The 21,239-nt window shown below is 65.0% G+C and carries 16 protein-coding genes; 7 read left to right on the plus strand and 9 right to left on the minus strand.

Features of this window, described 5'->3' with window-relative positions:
• The first annotated feature begins 87 nt into the window (after positions 1 to 87).
• Entirely contained in the window at positions 88 to 2,256 is a 2,169-nt protein-coding gene (locus tag ASC75_RS19855; protein WP_055979099.1) for a tetratricopeptide repeat protein, read from the plus strand.
• Positions 2,257 to 2,288: 32 nt separating this feature from the next.
• Positions 2,289 to 4,634, plus strand: a complete 2,346-nt coding sequence (locus ASC75_RS19860) for a tetratricopeptide repeat protein (protein ID WP_156381330.1) — start codon at positions 2,289 to 2,291, stop codon at positions 4,632 to 4,634.
• Between the two features lie 12 nt (positions 4,635 to 4,646).
• On the opposite strand, the gene ASC75_RS19865 is transcribed toward ASC75_RS19860, so the two are convergent.
• Together ASC75_RS19865 and ASC75_RS19870 are read right to left on the minus strand one after the other, a co-directional pair.
• Complete coding sequence (locus tag ASC75_RS19865; protein WP_055979105.1) at positions 4,647 to 5,762, minus strand: hypothetical protein; 1,116 nt, start codon at positions 5,760 to 5,762, stop codon at positions 4,647 to 4,649.
• A gap of 81 nt (positions 5,763 to 5,843) precedes the next feature.
• Complete coding sequence (locus ASC75_RS19870) at positions 5,844 to 6,527, minus strand: HemK/PrmC family methyltransferase (protein ID WP_055979108.1); 684 nt, start codon at positions 6,525 to 6,527, stop codon at positions 5,844 to 5,846.
• 275 nt (positions 6,528 to 6,802) lie between these two features.
• Between ASC75_RS19870 and asnB the strand changes: the two genes are divergently transcribed.
• Genes asnB through nadE form a run of 4 tightly spaced genes read left to right on the plus strand, consistent with a single transcriptional unit; the run spans position 6,803 to position 11,615 of the window.
• The gene (gene asnB / locus ASC75_RS19875) at positions 6,803 to 8,746 is read left to right on the plus strand and encodes an asparagine synthase (glutamine-hydrolyzing) (RefSeq protein WP_055979111.1); all 1,944 of its coding nucleotides are present in this window, start codon (positions 6,803 to 6,805) and stop codon (positions 8,744 to 8,746) included.
• 22 nt (positions 8,747 to 8,768) lie between these two features.
• Positions 8,769 to 9,056 (plus strand): acyl carrier protein, encoded by a 288-nt coding sequence (locus tag ASC75_RS19880; RefSeq protein WP_055979114.1) that lies wholly within the window; start codon positions 8,769 to 8,771, stop codon positions 9,054 to 9,056.
• Between the two features lie 19 nt (positions 9,057 to 9,075).
• Entirely contained in the window at positions 9,076 to 10,617 is a 1,542-nt protein-coding gene (locus ASC75_RS19885) for an AMP-binding protein (protein ID WP_055979117.1), read from the plus strand.
• Positions 10,614 to 11,615 carry an NAD(+) synthase gene (nadE, locus tag ASC75_RS19890; protein WP_055979120.1) on the plus strand — a complete coding sequence of 334 codons (1,002 nt, stop codon included), beginning with the start codon at positions 10,614 to 10,616 and terminating at the stop codon, positions 11,613 to 11,615. Before ASC75_RS19885 ends, nadE begins: the two co-directional genes overlap by 4 nt.
• Before the next feature lie 30 nt (positions 11,616 to 11,645).
• Here the strand turns inward: nadE and ASC75_RS19895 are convergent, their stop codons facing one another.
• The 7 genes from ASC75_RS19895 to ASC75_RS19925 form a co-directional block, all read right to left on the minus strand.
• On the minus strand, positions 11,646 to 12,977 hold the full coding sequence (locus tag ASC75_RS19895) for a PAS domain S-box protein (protein WP_055979123.1): 1,332 nt from the start codon (positions 12,975 to 12,977) through the stop codon (positions 11,646 to 11,648).
• A gap of 112 nt (positions 12,978 to 13,089) precedes the next feature.
• Complete coding sequence (gene mnhG, locus ASC75_RS19900) at positions 13,090 to 13,458, minus strand: monovalent cation/H(+) antiporter subunit G (RefSeq protein WP_055979126.1); 369 nt, start codon at positions 13,456 to 13,458, stop codon at positions 13,090 to 13,092.
• A complete protein-coding gene (locus ASC75_RS19905) occupies positions 13,455 to 13,736 on the minus strand; it encodes a K+/H+ antiporter subunit F (RefSeq protein WP_055979129.1) in 282 nt (93 codons plus the stop codon). Before ASC75_RS19905 ends, mnhG begins: the two co-directional genes overlap by 4 nt.
• Positions 13,733 to 14,218, minus strand: coding sequence for a Na+/H+ antiporter subunit E (locus ASC75_RS19910; RefSeq protein WP_055979132.1), 486 nt, complete (start codon positions 14,216 to 14,218; stop codon positions 13,733 to 13,735). Before ASC75_RS19910 ends, ASC75_RS19905 begins: the two co-directional genes overlap by 4 nt.
• Positions 14,215 to 15,858, minus strand: a complete 1,644-nt coding sequence (locus ASC75_RS19915; RefSeq protein ID WP_055979134.1) for a monovalent cation/H+ antiporter subunit D — start codon at positions 15,856 to 15,858, stop codon at positions 14,215 to 14,217. Before ASC75_RS19915 ends, ASC75_RS19910 begins: the two co-directional genes overlap by 4 nt.
• On the minus strand, positions 15,855 to 16,193 hold the full coding sequence (locus ASC75_RS19920; protein ID WP_055979137.1) for a Na+/H+ antiporter subunit C: 339 nt from the start codon (positions 16,191 to 16,193) through the stop codon (positions 15,855 to 15,857). The genes ASC75_RS19915 and ASC75_RS19920 overlap by 4 nt, the downstream gene beginning before the upstream one ends.
• A complete protein-coding gene (locus ASC75_RS19925) occupies positions 16,193 to 19,090 on the minus strand; it encodes a monovalent cation/H+ antiporter subunit A (RefSeq protein ID WP_055979139.1) in 2,898 nt (965 codons plus the stop codon). Before ASC75_RS19925 ends, ASC75_RS19920 begins: the two co-directional genes overlap by 1 nt.
• A gap of 328 nt (positions 19,091 to 19,418) precedes the next feature.
• Here ASC75_RS19925 and recQ point away from each other — a divergent pair, with 328 nt between their 5' ends.
• A complete protein-coding gene (recQ, locus tag ASC75_RS19930) occupies positions 19,419 to 21,218 on the plus strand; it encodes a DNA helicase RecQ (protein ID WP_055979296.1) in 1,800 nt (599 codons plus the stop codon).
• Positions 21,219 to 21,239 lie beyond the last annotated feature (21 nt).

Genomic DNA, 21,239 nt, shown 5'->3' on the forward strand with positions numbered 1-21,239 from the left:
TTGTTCTTGCCGGGAAAGTGCAATGATTGTTTCATATTAGCGTTGCTGCATTGAATGCAGCCTGCGCGCTGTCGGGAGCTTGGGCCCATGCGTTTCGGCTGGTTGTTTGTCGCCAGCGTTGTGATGTCGGGAATGGCGGCTGAAGCCAGTCCCGACGGGCAGGCTCCGACGTCTCCTGAAGTCGGGCCGCCAGTCGGGCAAAGCCAGCGGTCGGCGCGTCCCGACGGCTTCACCAAGGCGCTTGCTGCGTCCTATATGGCGCTCGGCGACCTCTATCGCGACGGCAAGACGACGGTCGAGGGTGCCGAGGCGGCGCTCGCTTTTTATCGCGTTATGGCCAATCCGGGCCGCCCCGATGCCGTCTACGCGATCATTGCGCCATCCGATCTGATCGGCATCGCCAGGGACGCCACGGCCGATCCCTTCGCCGCGACCGAACTCTACCTGCAGGCCGCATCCATGGGCAGTGCCGAAGCGCTGATGCGGCTTGGCGATCTCTACCGCGAGGGCAGGGTGGTGGCCGCCGACCCGAAGCGTGCCTACCTCTTCTATGACCAGGCAGCCAAGGCCGGCAGCGACGATGCCAGGCTGAGGGTGGGCGAGATGCTGGCGCGCGGGCAGGGCGTGACACGCGATACCGGCAAGGGGCTGGCCGTCATCACCGCCCTTGCCGATGGCGGCAACGCCGAGGCGTTCGTGCTGCTCGGCGATCTATACAGGCCGGGCGGCCAGGGCATGGTCGCAATGGATCCGGCCAAGGCGTTCGACTTCTACCGAAAGGCTGTCGCTCTCGGCTACGATGTCGCCAGGCTTCGGATCGGCGAAATGACGGCCATCGGCCAGGGCGTGGCGAAGGATGTCACCGCCGGGATCGCGATGATCGAGGAAGTGGTGGCCCGCACCCGCAATCCTGCCGGGCTTGTGCTTCTCGGTTCGCTCTACAGCCGTTCGGACGGCGGCGTCATCTCGATCGATTTTGCCAAGGCGTTCGGCTATTTCCGCCGCGCCGCCGACAGCGGAGACGAGACTGGTATCCTGCGAACCGGCGAGATGCTGGCCCGAGGACGCGGCACCGGCCAGTCCTATCAGGCGGGGCGCGCCATGCTGGCCGGTCTTGCCGACCAGGGCGATACCTTCGCGCTCATCGCGCTTGGCGATCTGCTCAGCGATGCGACTGTGGCGCCCGTCGATCTCGCTGCGGCTGTTGCTTCTTATGACAAGGCGGCTTCGCTCGGCCATTCCGATGCCCTTGTCAGGCTTGGCGATCTTTACAGCCGCAACGGCTCGATCACGTCGGAATTGCCCAGGGCGTTCTCCTACTACGCCAGGGCATCGCAGGCGGGCAACGTCTTGGGAAAACTGCGCGCCGGCGAGATGACCCTGCTCGGGCGTGGCACGAACCGCGATGTCGAGTCGGGGCTCGCGCAGATGAATGCGCTCGCGAAAGACGGAGACGCCGATGCGTTGAACCTGCTTGGCGCGCTATACCAGCGTGGCATCGGCGGACTCTTGCAGGCCGATCCGGCCCGGGCCTACGGCTATTTCAGCAAGTCGTCCGATGCTGGCAGCGTCATCGGCAGCGTGCGCGCCGGCGAGATGATGGTTCGTGGCCAGGGCACGGCCAAGAACGTGGCAAGTGGCCTCGCGCTGGTGCGGGCTGCGGCAGATGCCGGCAGCAGCGACGCGCTGATGTCGCTGGGAACACTGATGGCGGACGGCTCGACGGGGACATTTGATGCGCCGGAGGCGGTGCGTGCCTATGAGAAGGCGGCGGTCCTCGGCCGACCTGAGGCGCTGGTGCGCATCGGCGACATCTATCGCCAGGGCGGACCTATCCCAGTCGATTCGGGCAAGGCATTCGAGTTCTACCGCAGGGCCGGGCTGGCCGGAGATGAGACCGGCCGATTGCGCCAGGGCGAGATGACCGCACGCGGCGAAGGTACGCCCCAGAACATCGCGGCGGGCCTCGAACTCGTCCGGCAGGTTGGCGCGGCCGGCGACCCCTATGCCTATGTCGTGCTCGGCGACCTGCATCTTTCGGGTGCCATTGGGGCCATCGATGGCCCGGCCGCGGTGGCGGCCTACGAGAGTGCTGCCCGGCAGGGGCGGGCGGATGCCTTGCTCCGGCTCGGAGATCTTTATCGCGACGGCAAGGGTGTGCCGTCGGACGGCAAGAAGGCGGCGGAGTATTATCTGAAAGCAGTCGACGCAGAAAACCCGACGGCAACGGCGCCGGGCGAAAGCGTTCGTTACTGAACAGCGCAGGTGTTGCGGCTGGGGAGTTGGCGTTGTCGCGTTTATGTCATGTGGTGTTGTCGGCCTCGGTCGTGACCTTGTTGGCGGCCACCGCGTTGTCGGCACAGACCGCGCCGGAGACGGGCGCATCGGCAAGCGCCGGCGATGCCGCAACACCTGGCCGCATCGTCAACGCCGACGCGCTGCTGCGCCTTGGCGACCTCTACAGTGACGCTGGAAACACCAGCCGCGATCCTTCCAGGGCATTCGACTACTATCGTCAGGCTGCCGAGGCCGGCAGTGCAACTGCCAGGCTTCGCGTCGGCGAAATGCGCGTCCTTGGCGAAGGCACCGAAAGCGATGTCGATGCCGGCCTCGCCGCCATCGAAGAGATCGCTTCCTCTGGCGACGGCGCTGCCCTTGCGTTGCTGGGTGACCTCTACAGCCGCCCCGGCACCCGCGGGCTGTCGCTCGACCTGCCCCGCGCCTACGACTACTTCCGCCGCGCCGCGGCGACAGGGAATGAAACAGGCATACTGCGCAGCGGAGAAATGCTGGCGCGCGGCCAAGGTGCCGAAAAGGACAGTGAGGCCGGGCGCGCGCTGGTGCGTTCGCTCGCCGATCGCGGCAATTTGCACGCGCTCGTTTCCCTGGGCGACCTCATGAGCGACAGCAAGGTTGGCGCGCTCGATATCCAGGAAGCGGAGACAGCCTATGCCAAGGCATCAGCCCTTGGTCATCTCGATGCGGCACTGAGGCTCGGCGATCTCTATGGCAGTGGCCGCGCCGGCAAACCGGACTTTGCCAAGGCGTTCGAATTCTACCGGGCGGCGGCAAGGGCAGGGCAGCAACTCGGCAAGCTGCGTGTCGCCGAACTGACGTTTCGGGGGCAAGGCACGCGCCAGGACGTCGAGGGCGGATTGGCCGCGATAAAGGCGATCGCCGACACAGGCGATGCCGAGGCGCTTTCGGTGCTCGGCGACATCTATAGCCGTGAAACGTCGGGCGTGCCGGCAGCCGACTTCCCGACAGCACTCGCCTACTACAGGCAGGCAAGTGCCGCCGGCAACGTCCACGCTGCCTTGCGTTTGGGCGAACTGACGGCGCATGGGCTTGGTACGCCACGCGACGTGGAGGCAGGGCGCAGTATCGTTCGGCGGATCGCCGATGCCGGAAATGCCGTGGCGCTGATCACCCTGGGCGACCTGCTGCGGGAACCGCAATCGGGCAAGGTCGACGGCGAAGGCGCGGTTGCAGCCTACGAGCGGGCTGCCGATCTCGAGGATGCGGATGCACTGGTGCGGCTCGGCGATTTCTACAGCGACGGCATGACGGTTGCCGTGAATCTGCCGAAGGCGCTCGACTACTACCGCCAGGCTGCTGCGCGCGGCAGCGTTGCAGGCGAGGTCCGGGCTGGCGCCATGACGGCGCGAGGACAGGGCACCGCGCAGGACGTCGCCGCCGGTCGCGCCATGGTAAGGAAAGCGACGGAAAGCGGCGAGGGCGAGGCGCATGTCGTCATGGGCGACCTGTTGACCCGGGGCGATGCCGGCCCGCCCGATCTATCGGCGGCAATGCGGGAATATGCCGAAGCCGCATCGCTCGGCTGGACGCAGGGCCTGATCAGGCTCGGCGACCTCTACCGCGAAGGCAAGCTGCTGCAGAGCAACGGACGGCGCGCGGCCGGATATTACCGCCAGGCGGCCGAGGCCGGCGATGCCTACGGCTTGCTCATTCTCGGGTCTGCACTTTCGGAGAGCCTGCTGCGCAATGCCGGCAAGCCAGCCGACGGCGTTGCCGCGCTGCGCCAGGCCGATGCCATGGGTCTGCTGGACGCGGTCGTCCCGCTGGCCGATGCCATGCTCTACGGCATGGGTACGAAGCGCGACGCCAAGGCTGCGGTCGCTCTTCTGGTTCAGGCTGCCGAGGCCGGCAACATCGCGGCCGCGCGCCACCTGATCAGCTATTATCGCGACGGCCGCCGCTACGGACGCACGACCTTCATCAGGGCCGATCCGAAGCGCGCGCGCCAGCTGTTCGCTGGGGTTTCGCCCTGGCTGTCGCGGGGCGACAGGCTTGTCGAGGAAATGTTGTTCTCGGCCGAGCCCTCAGGGCGCGGAGGCTACCAGCAGATCGCAGCGCGCATGCAAGAGCTTTCGGCGGAGCAGCGCCAATCGCTCATACGCATGATGCGCACCACCCATCCCAACGCCTACATCTACCTGGCCCAGCATCAGCTCAAGGAAGCCGGTTTCTACAACGGTCCGGTAAACGGCGTGCTCAGCGGAACCACGACGCGCGCGGTCAACCGGTTTTGCGTGTCGAAATCGATGCGGGGCGCGTGTCGCTTCGGACCGATGAGCAGCCAGGCCGGAGACATTCTCTCCTACGCCTTCTGAGCCGGCGGCCGCTCAGTCGAACCTGTCGCCGAATATCCGGCTCCAATGCTCCCCCACCAACCCGTTGAAAAAGCCGTTTCCTGCCTGGAACTGCCGTACGAGTTCCGGATCGCGGGCGTGCACCACCGTCGAATTGACGTTGATGAAGATTATTTGCCGGCCGAGCATCGCTTCCAGCAATGCAGGCTGGGTTCGTCCCCTGACCGCCGCGAGGCCCGTTGTCGCCGCATGCGCGATCAGGCAGTCGATCACTGCCCCGGCCTGGCCGGGCAGGGCCAGGATCTGGAGGACGTGGCCGATTTCTCCGGCGCGTCCAAAATACATGAAGGCGCCGATGACGGCACCGGTTCGGCTCGACACCCTGCATCGGAACGGCGCGCCGAAGTCCTGCTTGGCCGAGGCGTCCGCCATGATGCGCGCCAGCAAGGCATCGTTCCATTCGGGATGAACCGCGAATCTTGACGTAAAATTGCCAAGCAGCCTGGCGAAGCCGTCCTGGTCGATGTCCGCGACCGTGTAGCGACCGAGAGTCGCCGCGGCATCGCGGGCGCCGAACCAGCGCGAGAATTCGCCGCTGCGCCGGAGCCGCAAGCCGGCGTCCGCGGCACGGGCGAGTGGAGCCGCAAAGCGGGCCATCGGTACGCGCACCTTGGCTCCCGCGATGGTAAAGCTCGCGGGTTTGATGACCTTGATCCAGTCGAGGCTGTGCTGGGGCAAGATCGTGCCGCGCAGTGTCGTCCACATATTGGCGGTGACGTCGCTCGCCGTCTCGCTGAACGAAATGTCCTGAGGCCCGGCAAGGAACGCCTTGAGAAGCCTGGCGCCGGAAAGATCGTTGCGCTGGTCCTCGTCCACCATCAGCGAGCCGCAGATCGAGGCGTTCAGCCTGGTTTCCCCAAAGCGCATCGGCAGCGACGTCACCCCGACGAAGCCGGAAACCCGGCCGTTGTCGGCGACGTGGACGAGCGACGGCGATCCGGCGCTACCGTCGGTGGAATCGAGATAGAGGCGCTGGAGGTAGCTGGCCAGCGTCGCGGGCGCCGGGCTGCGTCGCTTGCGCAGCACCCGCTGGAACATGGCTGCCACGACAGGCAGATCGTCGGCCCGCAAGGGACGGATTTCAGGCATCGGGCGAAGCCTCGGTCATTTCACGACAGCACTGGCTTAAGGTGGAAATGTCTAGGAAGCGTTTCGAAATTCGAACTCCGGTCACGCCGGGTCGAGCTTCCGGGCGATCGCCACGCGCGGCAACCTTGCAGCATCGGTGGCGAATTCCACCGGCGCGTAGGCCCGTCTCCTGGCGACGAGGGCCGCGACCTGGCGGTCCTGGCCTTCGCCGAATTCGAACGCCAGCCATCCTCCCGGCTTGAGAAACGCCACCGCGTCGCGGATCAGCCGTTGGTGGATCGACAGGCCGTAGGGGCCGCCATCGAAGGCTTCGCGCGGTTCGGATGCGAGTAGTTCGCTGCGTTCGCCCTCCAGACGGGCAGACGAGATGTAGGGCGGATTGCAGACGACCAGATCCACGGTTCCGGCAAGGTCCAGCCCGTCAAACGCACCGAACAGGTCGCCTTGCGCAACGCTCATACGGTCGCCCAGCCCGAGGCGGTCGACATTTCTTCGGGCCACTGCCACGGTGGCGTCCGTCAGGTCGGCGCTCCACACCTGCGCCCCTGGCACCTTGGTGGCGACCGCCAGGCCCAGATTGCCCGAGCCGCAACACATGTCGATCACGCGCGCGCCGGCTGCGCATCCGCCAAGGAGGCCGACCGCGGCATTGCCCAGGATCTCGGTCTCCTCGCGCGGCACCAGCACGTCGGGTCCGAGCTCCAGTTCTATTCCCATGAAGCGGTGGAGGCGAATATTGTCGCCGTCGCCCTTAACGATATGCATTGTTGCCCTCGCCAAGTCTTTCGCAACGTCCATCACAACCTGCTGGGGCCAAGATCGTCAACTGATCAATGCATTCGCCGGCAAGGATGACCATCAACATGACTTGTTCATACAATTGCTTACATAGTGAGGCTTCGTACCTGGGATGTCGAGCGCCCGGAAAGCCAAGACTATCGCCTTTGTGATGTGTCTCGGGAGCCGAAGTGTGCTTTCCTGATTTGATCAACCTGCGCTAGACAGTGCGCTCGTCGCGCTAGCGTATCAGGGTTCGGCGTATGTGTGGATTTGTTGGGTATCTTGGCGATGTAGAGCCTGCTGCAGCTGAAAAGCTGCTGCGCCGGATGACCAGCAGCATCGCGCACCGGGGACCGGACGAGCAGGGGGTGTATGTTTCATCCGGGGCGGGGCTCGGCCACGCGCGTTTGTCGGTTGTCGGACTTGGCGACGGGCAGCAGCCGATGGCCAGCGCCTCGGGCGACCTCCACATCGCCTTCAACGGCGAGATATTCAACTATGTCGAGTTGCGCGACGAGCTGAAGGCGCGAGGGCGTCGGTTCCGGACCGGAAGCGACACCGAGGTGATCCTGCATCTCTATGAGGAGATGGGTCCCGATTGCGTCGATGTGATGAACGGCGATTTCGCCTTCGCCATCTGGGACGCGCCGCGCCAGCGCATGTTCCTGGCTCGCGACAGGATGGGCGTGCGGCCGCTGTTCTACGCCGAGGTGCGCGGCACCTTGTATTTTGCCTCCGAAGTAAAGGCGCTGCTGCAGGTTCCCGGCTTTGCGGCCGAGCTCGACGAGGTAGCACTCGACCAGATTTTCACGCTCTGGGCGCCGATCGCCCCGCGCACGGCGTTCAAGAACGTCTTCGAACTCGAGCCCGGGCACATCATTATCGCCGACAGGGGCGGGCTCGCCACGCGTCCCTACTGGCGGCTCGATTTCCCCGACGCCGAAGCGAGCCGCGAACCGCGCGACGAAACCGGCGCCGCGGAGGAGCTCAGGGCGCTGCTGACCGATGCGACGCGTATTCGCATGCGCGCCGACGTCACGGTCGGCTCCTACCTCTCGGGCGGCTTGGACTCCTCCATCGTCTCGGCGCTCGCCGCACCGATGGCGGCCGGCGGGCTGCGCACCTTTTCGGTAACGTTCGACAGTGCCGAGCACGACGAGAGCGAGTTCCAGGAAGAAATGGCCCTGGCCATCGGGTCGCATCATAGCGCGGTGAATGTCGGTCCGGGCGACATCGCCTCGGTCTTCCCCAAGGTGATCGACGCCACCGAAAGGCCGGTCATCCGCACGGCGCCGGCGCCACTCTACCAGCTTTCCGGCCTCGTCCGCGCCAAGGGCATCAAGGTGGTGCTGACGGGCGAGGGGGCCGACGAGGTCTTCGCTGGCTACGACATCTTCAAGGAGACGCTGGTACGGCGCTTCTGCGACCGCCAGCCTGGGTCGGCAAGCAGGCCGCATATCTTCCGCAAGCTCTATCCCTATCTGCCCGGGCTGCAGAAGCAGTCCGCCGCCTATCTCGCCGCGTTCTTCGGTGCGGGCAAGGACAGCCTCGACGATCCGCTCTATTCGCATCGTCCGCGGATGCGCAACACCGCGGCGGCAAAGCTTTTCTTTTCCGCCGATCTGCGCGCCAAGCTTGCTTCATACGATGCCGCCGCCGAACTTGCCGCGTCCCTGCCGGAGCGGTTCTTCCGTTGGCACCCGCTGCACCAGGCGCAATATCTCGAAAGCCGCTACCTGCTGCCGGGCTACATCCTGTCGAGCCAGGGCGACCGCATGGCGATGGCGCACGGCATCGAGGGGCGTTTTCCGTTCCTTGATCATCGCCTGGTGGAGTTCGCCAGCCGGCTGCCGCCGACGATGAAGCTCAAGGGGCTGGTCGAAAAGCACATCCTGCGCGAGGCGACGAAGGATCTCTTGCCGGCGTCGATCGGCAGGCGGGTCAAGCAGCCTTATCGCGCTCCGGATTCGCAATCTTTCGTCGGCACCGGCGAGCAGGACTGGATGCGCGAAGCGATGAGCCCGGAAGCGATTGCGGATTCGGGATTTTTTGATGTTTCGACGGTACGAAAGCTGACGGAAAAATGTCGGCACAAGGCGGTGGCCGGTTTCCGCGACAATGCCGCTTTCGTGGGCATCCTGTCGACGCAGTTATGGAACCGGTCGTTTGCCGGGACGAAGTCGGGCGCCACCGTGGCTGCCTGAGGATGGGCCAATAGGAGAGAGCATGACGCCGCAGATCAAGGACACCGTCAAAGCCTTCATCATCGAAAACTTCCTGTTCGGGGACACCTCCTATGCTTTGGACGATGACGTCTCGCTGATCGAAAGCGGCGTGGTCGATTCCACCGGCGTGCTTGAACTGGTTACCTTCATCGAGGACCAGTTCGGGCTTGAGATGGCGGACTCCGACATCGTTCCTGCCAATCTGGACTCGCTGGTCCGCATTACGGCCTTCATCGAGACCAAGATGGCCAAGGCACAGCCCACGGAGCAGGCGGCAGGCGCTGCCTGACGGCGCCGGGAGAGGGGCAATGCGACTGGAGCAATTCTTGCGCGACAGCGCGCGCTTGCGGGGCGACAAGACGGCCTTGATTGCGCGCGACGCACGCCTCACCTACGCCCAGCTCGACAGCCTTTCCGATCGGCTCGCTGGAGCGCTTGGCGATCTCGGCATTGGCCGTGGCGACCGGGTGCTGGTGTTCATGGACAATTGCTGGGAAGCTGCGGTGTCGGTCTTCGCCATTGCCAAGGCAGGAGCGGTCTTCAGCCCGGTCAACCCATCGACCAAGGCCGACAAGCTCGATTTTGTCATTGGCAACTGCCGTGCGCGCGCCGTGCTGACCCAGGCCAGGCTGTTGCCCGTCGTCACCGAGGCACTGGCCGGCGGCGACAGGGATTTGCTGGTGGTCTCGACCGCAACGGCTGGCGTTGCTCCGAAAGGTACGGTCTCGTTCAACGATTGCCTCGCAAGCGACATGGCACTCGCCAATCATGGCGGCATCGATGTCGACCTTGCCATGCTCATCTACACCTCGGGCTCAACGGGCCGACCCAAGGGCGTGATGATGACCCACCGCAACATCGAGGCTGCCGCCAACTCGATTACCACCTATGTCGAGAACACGCCCGACGACATCATTCTCAACGTTCTGCCGCTGGCCTTTGACTACGGCCTCTACCAGCTGATCATGTCGGTCAAGGTTGGCGCCACGCTGGTGCTGGAGAAGTCGTTTTCCTTCCCGCAGGCCATCTTCGATGTCATTCGCGCTGAGAATGTAACAGGTTTTCCGCTGGTCCCGACGATGGCCGCGCTGATCCTGCAGATGCGCGACATCAAGCCGGGCTTCCTGCCCAGCCTGCGCTACGTCACCAACACCGCGGCCGCCTTGCCGCCGGCGCATATCGCCAGGCTGCGCGAGCTGTTCACGGGCGTGCGCCTCTATTCGATGTACGGCCTGACCGAGTGCAAGCGCTGCACCTATCTGCCGCCGGCTGAGCTCGACCGGCGTCCCGGCTCGGTAGGCATCGCCATTCCCAACACGGAAGCCTTCGTGCTCGACGACGACGGAAATCCGGTGCCGCCAGATACACCCGGCGAACTGGTGATCCGTGGGCCGCATGTCATGCAAGGCTATTGGGAAAACGAGGAAGCAACGAACCGCATGCTGCGCCCGGGGACGAATCCTTGGGAAAAGCTGCTCTACACCGGCGACCTGTTCAGGTGCGATGCGGAAGGTTTCCTGTATTTCGTCGGGCGCAAGGACGACATCATCAAGACGCGCGGCGAAAAGGTCGCGCCCAAGGAGGTCGAGGCCGTGCTGCACGCCTGTCCCGGTATCGCGGAGGCCGTGGTCATCGGCGTGCCCGATCCGATCCTGGGCCATGCGATCGGGGCCCTTGTCGTCTTGTCCGACCCGGGGCTGACCCAGCGCGAGATCCTGCGCCACTGCCAGGGCCATCTCGAAGATTTCATGGTTCCGAAAATTATCGAATTTCGATCCGAATTGCCAAGGACCGACACCGGCAAGGTGAGCCGGCGCCTGGCCGCCGAATCCATGGAGCCGACGGGATGAACCTGACTGTAGTCCAAGCCGGAAGCTTCAGCGCTGCGACGCTGGCGATCGATCCTGAGGCCGAGGCCGCGAGGATTGCTGCTGCCTTGCGCACCCAGCTGACCGGCACGCTGCGCCGGCGCGGCCTCGTGCTCGGCCTGTCGGGCGGCGTCGATTCGAGCGTGAGTGCCGCCCTTGCCGTGCGAGCCGTCGGCGCCAAGAACGTCTTTGCGCTGTTCATGCCGGAGGACGATTCCGACCCCGAAAGCCTGCGCCTCGGACGTCTCGTCGCCGAAACTTTCGGCATTTCGGCAGTCGTCGAGAACATCGGCCCGACGCTCAAGGCCATGGGCTGCTACGAGCGCCGCGACGACTTCATCCGTCAACTGGTACCCGAATACGGATCCGGCTGGGCGTGCAAGATCGTGATTGCCAATGCGCTGACCAATGACGGCTACAACATCTCCTCGCTGGTTGTGCAGGACCCCGAAGGCAAGCAGACCAAGCTGCGCATGCCGCCGCAGGTCTATCTCGGCATCGTCGCGTCCACCAACATGAAGCAACGCACGCGCAAGCAGGTCGAGTATTTCCACGCCGACCGTCTCAACTATGCCGTGATCGGCACGCCGAACCGGCTGGAGTATGACCAGGGCTTCTTCGTCAAGAACGGCGACGGTGCGGCCGATGTCAAGCCGATAGCGCATCTGTACAAGTCGCAGGTCTACCAGCTTGCGGAGCACCTCGGCGTGCCCGAGGAAATCCGCCGGCGGCCGCCGACGACGGACACCTATTCGCTGCAGCAAACGCAGGAGGAGTTCTATTTCTCCTTGCCCTATGACCGGATGGACCTGTGCCTCTATGGGCTCAACAATGGCGTGCCGGTCGAAGAAGTCGGCCGTGCCGCGGGGCTGTCGGCCGAGCAGGTCGGGCGGGTGTGGACCGACATTGCCTCCAAGCGAAAGACGACGCGCTACCTGCACAGCGCGCCGTTGCTCGTCGATCCGGTCTCCGAGATCTGAACGCGCCAGCGGCTGCAGGGGAGGTGGCGGCTAGAGTTCGGCGTTACGGATCGATTCGACAGGCGCATCCAGCGTCCAGGTAACACCATTCGGTTCAAAGCTGAGATGGCCGACGCCATTCAGTGCCAGCGGCGCGATCCGCTCGAGCACGATCTTGCCAAAACCGTTTCGCGACGCCTTTTCCACCGTTGGCCCATTGTTTTCCTTCCAGGTCAGGCGGAAGCGGCCGGACGTGGTCCAGACGACCTCGACGGTTCCTCCGGGTGACGACAGCGCGCCATGCTTGGCCGAATTGGTGGCGAGTTCGTGGAAGGCCATGCCGAGATTCTGGACGGCGACGGTCGACAGCATGATCGGCTCGCCAGATATCTGGACACGATGTCCCGCAGCGAAAGGCCGGATCTGGTTGTCGACCAGGTTGGCGAGGTCGGCGCCGCGCCAGTCGCCGTCGACGAGCAGGTCCTGGGATCGTGACAGCGCCATGATACGATTGCGGATCTGGCGCTCGAACTCGGCAATCGTCGCCGTGTGCTTGCCAGTCTCCCGGATCATGGACAGGATCACCGCGAACTGGTTCTTCACCCGGTGGTTGACCTCGCGCATCAGCATGCGGATGCGATGTTCGCTTTCCTTGCGGTCGGTGATGTCCCTGGCGATCTTGGAAGCGCCGATGACCTTGCCGGCGGGGCTGCGCACGGGCGAGACAGTGAGCGAGATCGCCACCTCCCGCCCGTCCTTGCGCCGTCTTATCGTGTCGAAATGGTCGACACGCTCGCCATTCCGGACCTTGCCGATGATAAGGTCCTCCTCGCCCTGCCGGTCTGCGGGGATCAGCATCGTGATGTGCTTCCCGATGGCCTCTTCCGCGGAATAGCCGAAAAGCCGCGTGGCGCTGGCGTTCCAGCTCTCGATGACGCCACACAGATCCTTGCTGATGATGGCGTCGTCGGAGGATTCGACGATCGACGCCAGGCGCATCGTCTGCACTTCCGCCTGCTTCTGCGCCGAGATGTCGATCAGCAGGTTGATGGCGCCCGTGATCTTGCCGGAACCGTCTCGCAGCGGCGCAGGGAATGCCAGGAACGGCACGAGCGTCCCGTCCGGCCGCTCGGCGATGGCTTCTGCGCCGCGAATTGCGCGGCCTTCCCTCAATGCCAGCGCCATCGGGCAGTCGCTGTGTGCGAGCGGATCGCCATCGGCGGTCCTCAGCCGCCAAGAGCCGCACCACTCGTCCTTGCCGATCTCGGGGGTGTGACCCCAGAGTTCCGCTGCCGCATCGTTGAAATAGGTGATCCGACCGTTCGCATCGGTCGTGTAGGCTGCGGCAGGCAGCGGGCCGAGGAGATGTTCACTGCTGGTCATCAAGGCCCGCCGCTTCGGATTAGGTAAGCTTTAACGGGCTACAGTCCCGGGAGTTCCGTTTCCGTCTCAGATACTCCGGGCCGTGCTTTGGGCACCCGGCAGTGAACGATGGCTATCGCTCATCCGGCGTATCGGCGAGATGATCCGGCGGCACGTCGGAGCTGCCTTCCGAACGGTCGCGATAGAGTGCCGCGCGTGCAAGCAGCATCAGCGTCACCGGCGTGGTGATGCTGATGAACACGCCGATCAGGACTTCGTGCAATACCGGCCGCGAGCCGAGTACCGAAAACAGGATCATGGATGCGACGACGATCGCCCCTGTGCCCCAGCTGGTGCCCAAAGTCGGCGCGTGGACCCGTTCGAAGAAGCTGCGGAAACGCAGCGTGCCGATCGCCCCGATCAGGGTCAGGCCGGCACCGGCCAGCACCAGGAACGCAACCAGCAGGGCCGCCCAAGCGGGCAGGTTTTCGGCATGGCTCATTCGATCACCTCGCCGCGCATCAGGAATTTGGCGAGGGCGACAGTCGAGATGAAACCGAGCAGGGAGATCACCAGCGCCGCCTCGAAATAGAGTGCATTGCCGGTGCGGATGCCGAAGGTCAGAACCAGCAGCATCGCGTTGACATAGAGCGCATCCAGGCAGAGGACGCGGTCCTGGGCGCGGGGGCCGATGATGAGCCGGTAGGTGTTGCAGGCCATGGCTGCAACCAGCATGAGCTGGGCTGCGGTCACCGACCAGGCGAGGATGGTGGCGGTCATTCGAAAATCTCCCGCAGGGTCGCTTCGTAGCGCGTCTTGATCAGGTCGACCCATTCCTGCTCGTCGACGAGGTCGAGGACATGGATGAGCAGGATGCCCGACGCCGAGTCGTATTCCACCCAGGCGGTGCCGGGAGTGCTGGTCACGATGCAGGCAAGCACGGCGAGCCCGGTCCGGTCGCGCAGGTCGAGCGGGATCGAAACGAAGCCGGCTCTGCGCGCGTGTCGGTCACCCCGGAGGATGATGGTGGCGACGGCGATGTTGGAGCGCGCGATGTCAAGCAGGACGATGCCGCACAGCCAGGGGATGAGCTGCCAGCGCCGCAGCCGCGGCTTCGACGGCTCGAGCTGCATCATGGCACGCGAGGCGCCCACGGCCACGACCAGGCCGAGCAGGAAATGGCCCAGCGAAAACGCGTTGAGCAGCATCCAGACGATGACCAGCGATGCAGTGAGAACCGGGTATGGCAGGATGCGTCTCATGGCGTCGACACCCCGCCCGTCTGCGCGGAACCGGGTAGCACGCCTTCGATGTAGGACCGCGGTTCGTGCAGTGCCTGCGCCGCGTCATCGGTGTAGCGCATGACCGCCCCGGCCTGGATCGTCAGCAGGAAGCAAAGGCCGATGAGCAGGATGATCGGCACGATCTCGACCACCAGGACCCTGGGCACGATGACCTCCAGCGGCGCCCAGAACGTGCGGATGCCGGTTCGCATCATGGCGAGCAGGGCTGCCAGGCCCGACAGGATCAGAAGTGCCGTCAGGATCCAGCCGATGCTGTCCGGGCCGCCGGTAGCGGATCCGAGACCGTCGGGATTGAAGATGGCATTGATCAGCGCGAACTTGCCGATGAAGCCGGAGAGCGGCGGCAGGCCGGCGAGCAGCAGGCCGATGCAGCCGAAGCAAATGCCGAGGATGGCAAGCGCCCCCGGCAACGCCACGCCGACTTCTTCCTCGTCTTCCGCTTCGGGCTCGATGTCGTCGCCATAGGCCTCCATGGTTACGGTCAGCAGGTTTGCCCCGGGTTCCTGCGCCCGCTCAACCAGTTCGATCATCAGGAACAGCGCACTGACGGTGAGCGTCGACGTGACGACGTAGAACATCGCACCGGAGACCACGGCCTGGTCGCCAAGCCCGACTGCGGCCAGCAGCGTGCCGGACGACACCAGGATGCTGTAGCCTGCGAGCCGGCCCAGCGACTGCGAGGCAAGCACGCCGAACGCGCCGAATGCGATCGTTGCCATTCCCCCGATCAGCAACACCTGGCTGCCCAGGCCGGCAAGCGGGCCGGCACCTTCGCCGAACAGCAGCAGCGTGAGCCGCAGCAGCACGTAGAATCCGACCTTGCTCAGGATGGTAAACAGCGCCGCAGCAGGCGCGGAGGCTGCCATGTAGGCCGACGGCAGCCAGAAGCACAGCGGCCACATGCCGGCCTTGACGAGGAACGCGATGCCGAGAATGGCGGCACCGGCCGCAAGCAGGGCCTGGTTCTCGGCTGCCACATCGGGGATGCGCGTGGCGAGGTCGGCCATGTTCAGGGTGCCGGTCACGCCGTAGATCAGGCTGACGCCGATCAGGAACAGCAGCGATGCGGCAAGGTTGATCGCGATGTAGTGCAGGCCGGCACGGACCCGGAAGGTGCCCGAACCGTGCAGCATCAGGCCATAGGATGCCGCCAGCAGGACCTCGAAGAAGACGAAGAGGTTGAACAGGTCGCCGGTCAGGAAGGCCCCGTTCACGCCCATCAGCAGGAACTGGAACAGCGTGTGGAAATGAGGTCCTGCCTTGTGCCAGCGCGCCAGCGAGAAGACCAGCGCCGCGGCAGCGAGCACGGAGGCCAGCATCAGCATCAGGGCCGACAGCCTATCGAGGACCAGAACGATGCCGAACGGCGGAGCCCAATCGCCCAGCCGATAGGTGTGTGTCATGGCGTCACCTGCCGCATCGCCGGTGTCGGCGAGGCGGAGCAGTCCGCAGGCCAGGACCAGGAGAAGGGCAGTGGCGACGATGTTGATGCCGGCCTTCACGCCGTGGCGACGCTCCTCGATCAACAGCAGGATTGCTCCCGCCGCCATCGGCAGCAGGATCGGCAGGATCAGCAGGTGCTGCGAGAAACCCATCATGGCTCCCGCCCGTCGACATGGTCGCTGCTGGTCAAGCCGCGCGCGGCGAGCAGCACGACGAGGAACAGCGCCGTGGTGGCAAAGCCGATTACGATCGCGGTCAGCACCAGGGCTTGCGGGATCGGGTCCGCGTAGTCCGCCGGGTTGACAGTTCCGGCGCCCTCCAGCACGGGTGCGGCTCCGACGCGGAGCCTGCCCATGCTGAAGATGAAGAGGTTGACCGCATAGGACAACAGCGACAGTCCGATGACCACCTGGTAGGTCCGCGGGCGCAGCAGCAGCCAGACACCAGATCCCGTCAAGCAGCCGATGGCGATGGCCAGCGTCAGTTCCATCACGACTGCTCCTCGCTGCGCGCGGCCCGCAACCTGCGGACCGATTGGTGGGCAAGCGCAATGAGCATCAAGACGGTCGCGCCGACGACCAGCGTCAGCACGCCGAGGTCGAACAGGGCGGCTGTCGCCAGCGGTATCTTGCCGATGAGAGGCAGGTCGACATACTGCGCGTACGAGGTCAGGAACGGCTTGCCGAACACCCAGGCACCGATCCCTGTCGACAAGGCCACGAGCAGGCCGCCGCCGATCCAGGTCACCGGCAGGATGCGCAGCCTGTCTTCCACCCAGATGGTGCCCGCCGCCATGTATTGCAGGATGAAGCCGGCGGCCATTGCCACGCCGGCGGCAAAGCCCCCACCGGGCGAATCGTGGCCGCGCAGGAACAGATAGGCCGAGAACATGATGATGACGGGGAACATCCACTGCATGATCACCGACGGCACGAACAGGTAGTCGGCAGCGGTCGCGCCGGGCTGGCGGTCCGGCTGCGCCTCGTCATAGGCGCGCTGGATACGCTGTTGCTCTGGCCGCTCGACGCTGTCGGGCGCTGGCCGGAACCGGCGCAGAAGCGCAAACACCGTAAGCGCCACGATGCCGAGCACGGTGATTTCGCCGAGCGTGTCGAAGCCGCGGAAATCGACGAGGATGACGTTGACCACGTTGCGCCCGCCGCCCTCGCTGTAGGCCTTCTCGAGGAAGAAGTCGGCGATCGTCTCGGGCGCCGGGCGGGTCATCACCGCATAGGCGATGACGGTCATGCCCACGCCCGCGGCAATCGCCATCGCAAGGTCGCGCAGCCGGCGCACGCGCGCCATCGCCCCCAGCGGTTCGGTGAGCGCCTGGGAGCGCTTGGGCAGCCAGCGCAGGCCAAGCAGGATCAGAACGGTCGTCACGATCTCGACGACCAGCTGCGTGACCGCGAGGTCGGGGGCCGACAGCCAGACGAAGGTCATGCAGGTGATCAGGCCCGTACCGCCAAGCAGGGCAAGCGCTGCCAGGCGATGGAACTTGGCCTGGTGCGCGGCGGCAATGGCGCAGGTCACGCCGACGGCCCACATGCCAGTGAAAACCCAGTCAGTGCCGGCGAGCTGCACCGGTGCCAGCCCGATATCGCTGCCGAACAGGGAGAGCAGGGCCGCGGCGAATGCCACGAACACCAGCAGGCGCAACTGCGGCTGCAGGCGCCGTGTGCCGAGATTGGTTTCGATGAAACGGGCCCACCGCCAGGAGACGGTGACCATGACCTGTTCGAACATGCGCTGGGCCTGGAAGCGGCGCAGCAGGAACGCCCCTTCGGAGCGCTCGAGATAGTTGCCGATGGCAAGATAGAGCAGGGCGCCGCCGACCAGCGCGATCAGGCTCATGACCAGCGGCACGGTAAAGCCATGCCAGACCGCGAGGCTGTATTCCGGCGTCGCGGCGCCCAGCACCGAGGTGATTGCGATGTGCAGGTATGGACCGATCGTCAGCCCGGGAACGATGCCGACCACCAGGCAGGCGAACACCAGCAGCGTCACCGGCAGGCGCATGAAGAACGGCGGTTCGTGCGGTTCGCGCGGAAAGCTCTCGGGCGGGGCGCCGAGGAAGATCGAGTGGATCAGGCGCATCGAATAGGTAACAGCCAGCGCGCTGGCCAGCACGGCGGCATAGGGCGCCACCCTGTCGAGCCAGGAATCGGCGTGCGTCGCCACGGCCTCTGCGAAGAACATCTCCTTCGACAGGAAGCCGTTGAGCAACGGCACGCCGGCCATGGCGGCACTCGCCACCATGACGAGCGTTCCGGTGATCGGCATGAAGCGGAACAGTCCGCTCAGCTTCCTGAGGTCGCGCGTGCCGGTCTCGTGGTCGATGATGCCTGCCGCCATGAACAGCGATGCCTTGAAGGTGGCATGGTTCATCATGTGGAAGATGGCGGCGACCAGTCCGAGCGGGCTGCCGAGGCTGAGAAGCAGGGTGATTAGCCCGAGATGGCTGATCGTCGAATAGGCGAGCAGACCCTTCAAATCCTGCTGGAACATGGCGAGATAGGCGCCGAAGACGAGCGAGGCCATGCCGGCCAGGCCGACGATCATGAACCATTCCGGCGTGCCCGACAGCACCGGCCAGAGCCGCGCCATCAGGAACACGCCTGCCTTCACCATGGTGGCCGAATGCAGGTAGGCGGAGACCGGTGTCGGCGCGGCCATCGCGTTGGGCAGCCAGAAGTGAAACGGAAACTGGGCGCTCTTGGTCAGCGCTCCCAGCAGCACCAGCAGCAACGCCGGAACGTAGAGCGGGTGGGCGCGGATCAGGTCGCCCGATGCCAGCACCCGGTCGAGGTCGTAGCTGCCGACGATGTGCCCGATCACCATCACGCCGGCCAGCAGGCCGAGCCCGCCGATCGCGGTGACGGTCAGCGACATGCGGGCGCCGTCGCGCGCCGCCTGGTTGTGGTGCCAGTAGCCGATGAGCAGGAAGGAGGTGACGCTGGTCAGCTCCCAGAACACGACCAGCAGGATCAGGTTGCCCGAGACGACGATGCCGAGCATCGCTCCCATGAAGGCCTGGAAGAAGGCGAAGAAGCGCGGCACCGGATCTTCCGCCGACATGTAGTAGCGGGCGTAGAGGACGACGAGCACCCCGATCCCGCTGACCAGCAGCGCGAACAGCCAGGCGAAGCCGTCCAGCCGCAGCGACACGGTCAGGCCGAGGCTGGGCACCCATTCGAACACCGCGCGGACCACCTCGTTGTCCCGGACCGGAACATAGAGCAGCCAGGCCAGCAGATGACAGGCAAGCGCCACTGCGCCGGCAATGCCGCCGGCAAGGTTTCGCGACGTTGATGCCAGCATGACGGTTACCAGGCTTCCGAGGAATGGCAGCACAATAAGTAACGTCAGCAAGCTGTTGTCTGGCATCAGTATCTCGGCTCTCCCTTTGTCGCTCGGCTCCCTACCTCACTAACCATCGATGGCGGTCATGACAATTGCCAAAGCCCGAGGTGGTGCCATGAACTTGGGTACCTCGCGATAATCGCCAGCTTGTCCATGGTTGGGCGCGATCAACGAAGCAGGAAGCCGCGCGGTTGGCGTCTGCGCGTGCTTGGATCGACCTGTAAGGCTGGCCGACTCGGGCTTTCAAGCAAGGCCGTTATGGTCCGGAGATTCGCAAAACTGTGCATCAGTGATCGCTAGCCGGGCGAAGCTGCTATGAAGGACCTCTCCATGATTCTCCTTGCTGCAGCCGATGACCGCCACTGCCCTCGAAATCCTCAAGACCGTTTATGGCTATGATGCCTTCAGGGGACCGCAGGCGCTCATCGTCGAGCATGTGATTGCCGGCAACAACGCCTTCGTGCTGATGCCGACGGGCGGCGGCAAGTCGCTCTGCTATCAGATCCCCGCGATCGTCCGTCCCGGCATGGGTCTCGTCGTGTCGCCGCTGCTCGCGCTGATGGCCGATCAGGTGACGGCGCTGCGCCAGGCTGGGGTGCGGGCGGCCGGGCTCAACTCCGACCTTTCGCCCGACGATCGCCGTGCCCTGTGGCGCGATATTCGCGCAGGAGCGCTCGACCTGCTCTATGTCGCACCCGAAACGCTGCTGCGGCCGGATGTGCTGGAGCTGCTCGATGATGTGAAGCTGTCGCTGATCGCCATCGACGAGGCGCACTGCCTGTCGCAATGGGGGCACGATTTCCGGCCTTCCTATCGCCAGCTCGACATGGTCGTGGCGCGTTTTGCCGGCACGCCGCGCATGGCGCTGACGGCGACGGCCGACGAGCCGACGCGCGCCGAAATCCTGTCGCATCTGGCGATCGACGAGGCAGATGCCTTCATCGCCGGTTTCGACCGCCCCAATATCCGCTATGCCATCGAGGAAAAAGACAATCCGCGCGCACAGCTCAAGGAGTTCCTCAAGCGCTACGAGGGCGCGAGCGGCATCGTCTACTGCCTGTCGAAGCGCCGGACCGAGGAAACCGCCGCCTGGCTTCAGGGTCTCGGCTACGACGCGCTCGCCTATCACGCCGGCATGGACAAGGCTGCGCGCGAGGCCAACCAGATGCGCTTCCAGCATGGCGATGCTGTTGTCATGGTCGCCACCGTCGCCTTCGGCATGGGCATCGACAAGCCCGACGTGCGCTTCGTCGCCCATATCGACCTGCCTGGCAGCATCGAGGCCTATTACCAGGAGACAGGCCGTGCCGGGCGCGACGGCCTGCCATCCGATACGCTGATGCTCTACGGCTACGAGGACATCGCCCTGCGTAGCCGCTTCATCGAGGAGTCGGAGGCGCCCGACCAGCGCAAGCGCATGGAGCGGCACAAGCTAGACGCGCTGCTGGGGCTGGCCGAGACGGCGGGCTGCCGCCGGCAGGTTCTTTTGTCCTACTTCGGCGACCACAGCGAACCGTGCGGCAATTGCGACACCTGCGCGGAGCCGCCAAGATTGTTCGACGGTGCCATCGCCGCGCAAAAGGCGCTGTCCTGCATCTACCGCACGGGCGAACGTTTCGGGCAGGCCTATGTCGTCGACGTGCTTTTGGGCGTAGACAACGAGCGCATCGCCCAGTTCGGCCATGACCGCATCTCCACCTATGGCATCGGCACCGAGCACGACAACCGGACATGGCGGGCGATCCTGCGCCAGCTGATCGCGCTGCGCCTCATCGACGTCGATTTGGCCGGCCATGGTGGCCTGTCGATTGCACCAGCCGGCCGCGAATTCCTGCGCGACAAGCCGGAGCTGATGTTGCGCGTGCCGGCACCGGCGCGCGCCAGACGTGGCAAGGTCGCGCGTAGTGCGGCGCAGGCCGCCGTCTCAGATACGGACCATGATTTGTTCCAGGCGCTGCGGCAGAAGCGCACGGAAATTGCGCGCCTGCAGAACGTGCCACCTTATGTGATTTTCCACGATAAGACCCTGATCGAACTGGCGTCGGCCAGGCCGGCATCGCGCGCGGAGATGGCCAACGTTCCCGGTATCGGCGAAGCTAAGCTCGACCGCTACGGCCCCGCCTTCCTCGCGGTGATTGCCGAGCACGCATGACGAGGCGCGGCGGAGTGACGA

Origin of the sequence: Aminobacter sp. DSM 101952 (assembly GCF_001424795.1) — a bacterium.
Lineage (GTDB): Bacteria > Pseudomonadota > Alphaproteobacteria > Rhizobiales > Rhizobiaceae > Aminobacter > Aminobacter aganoensis.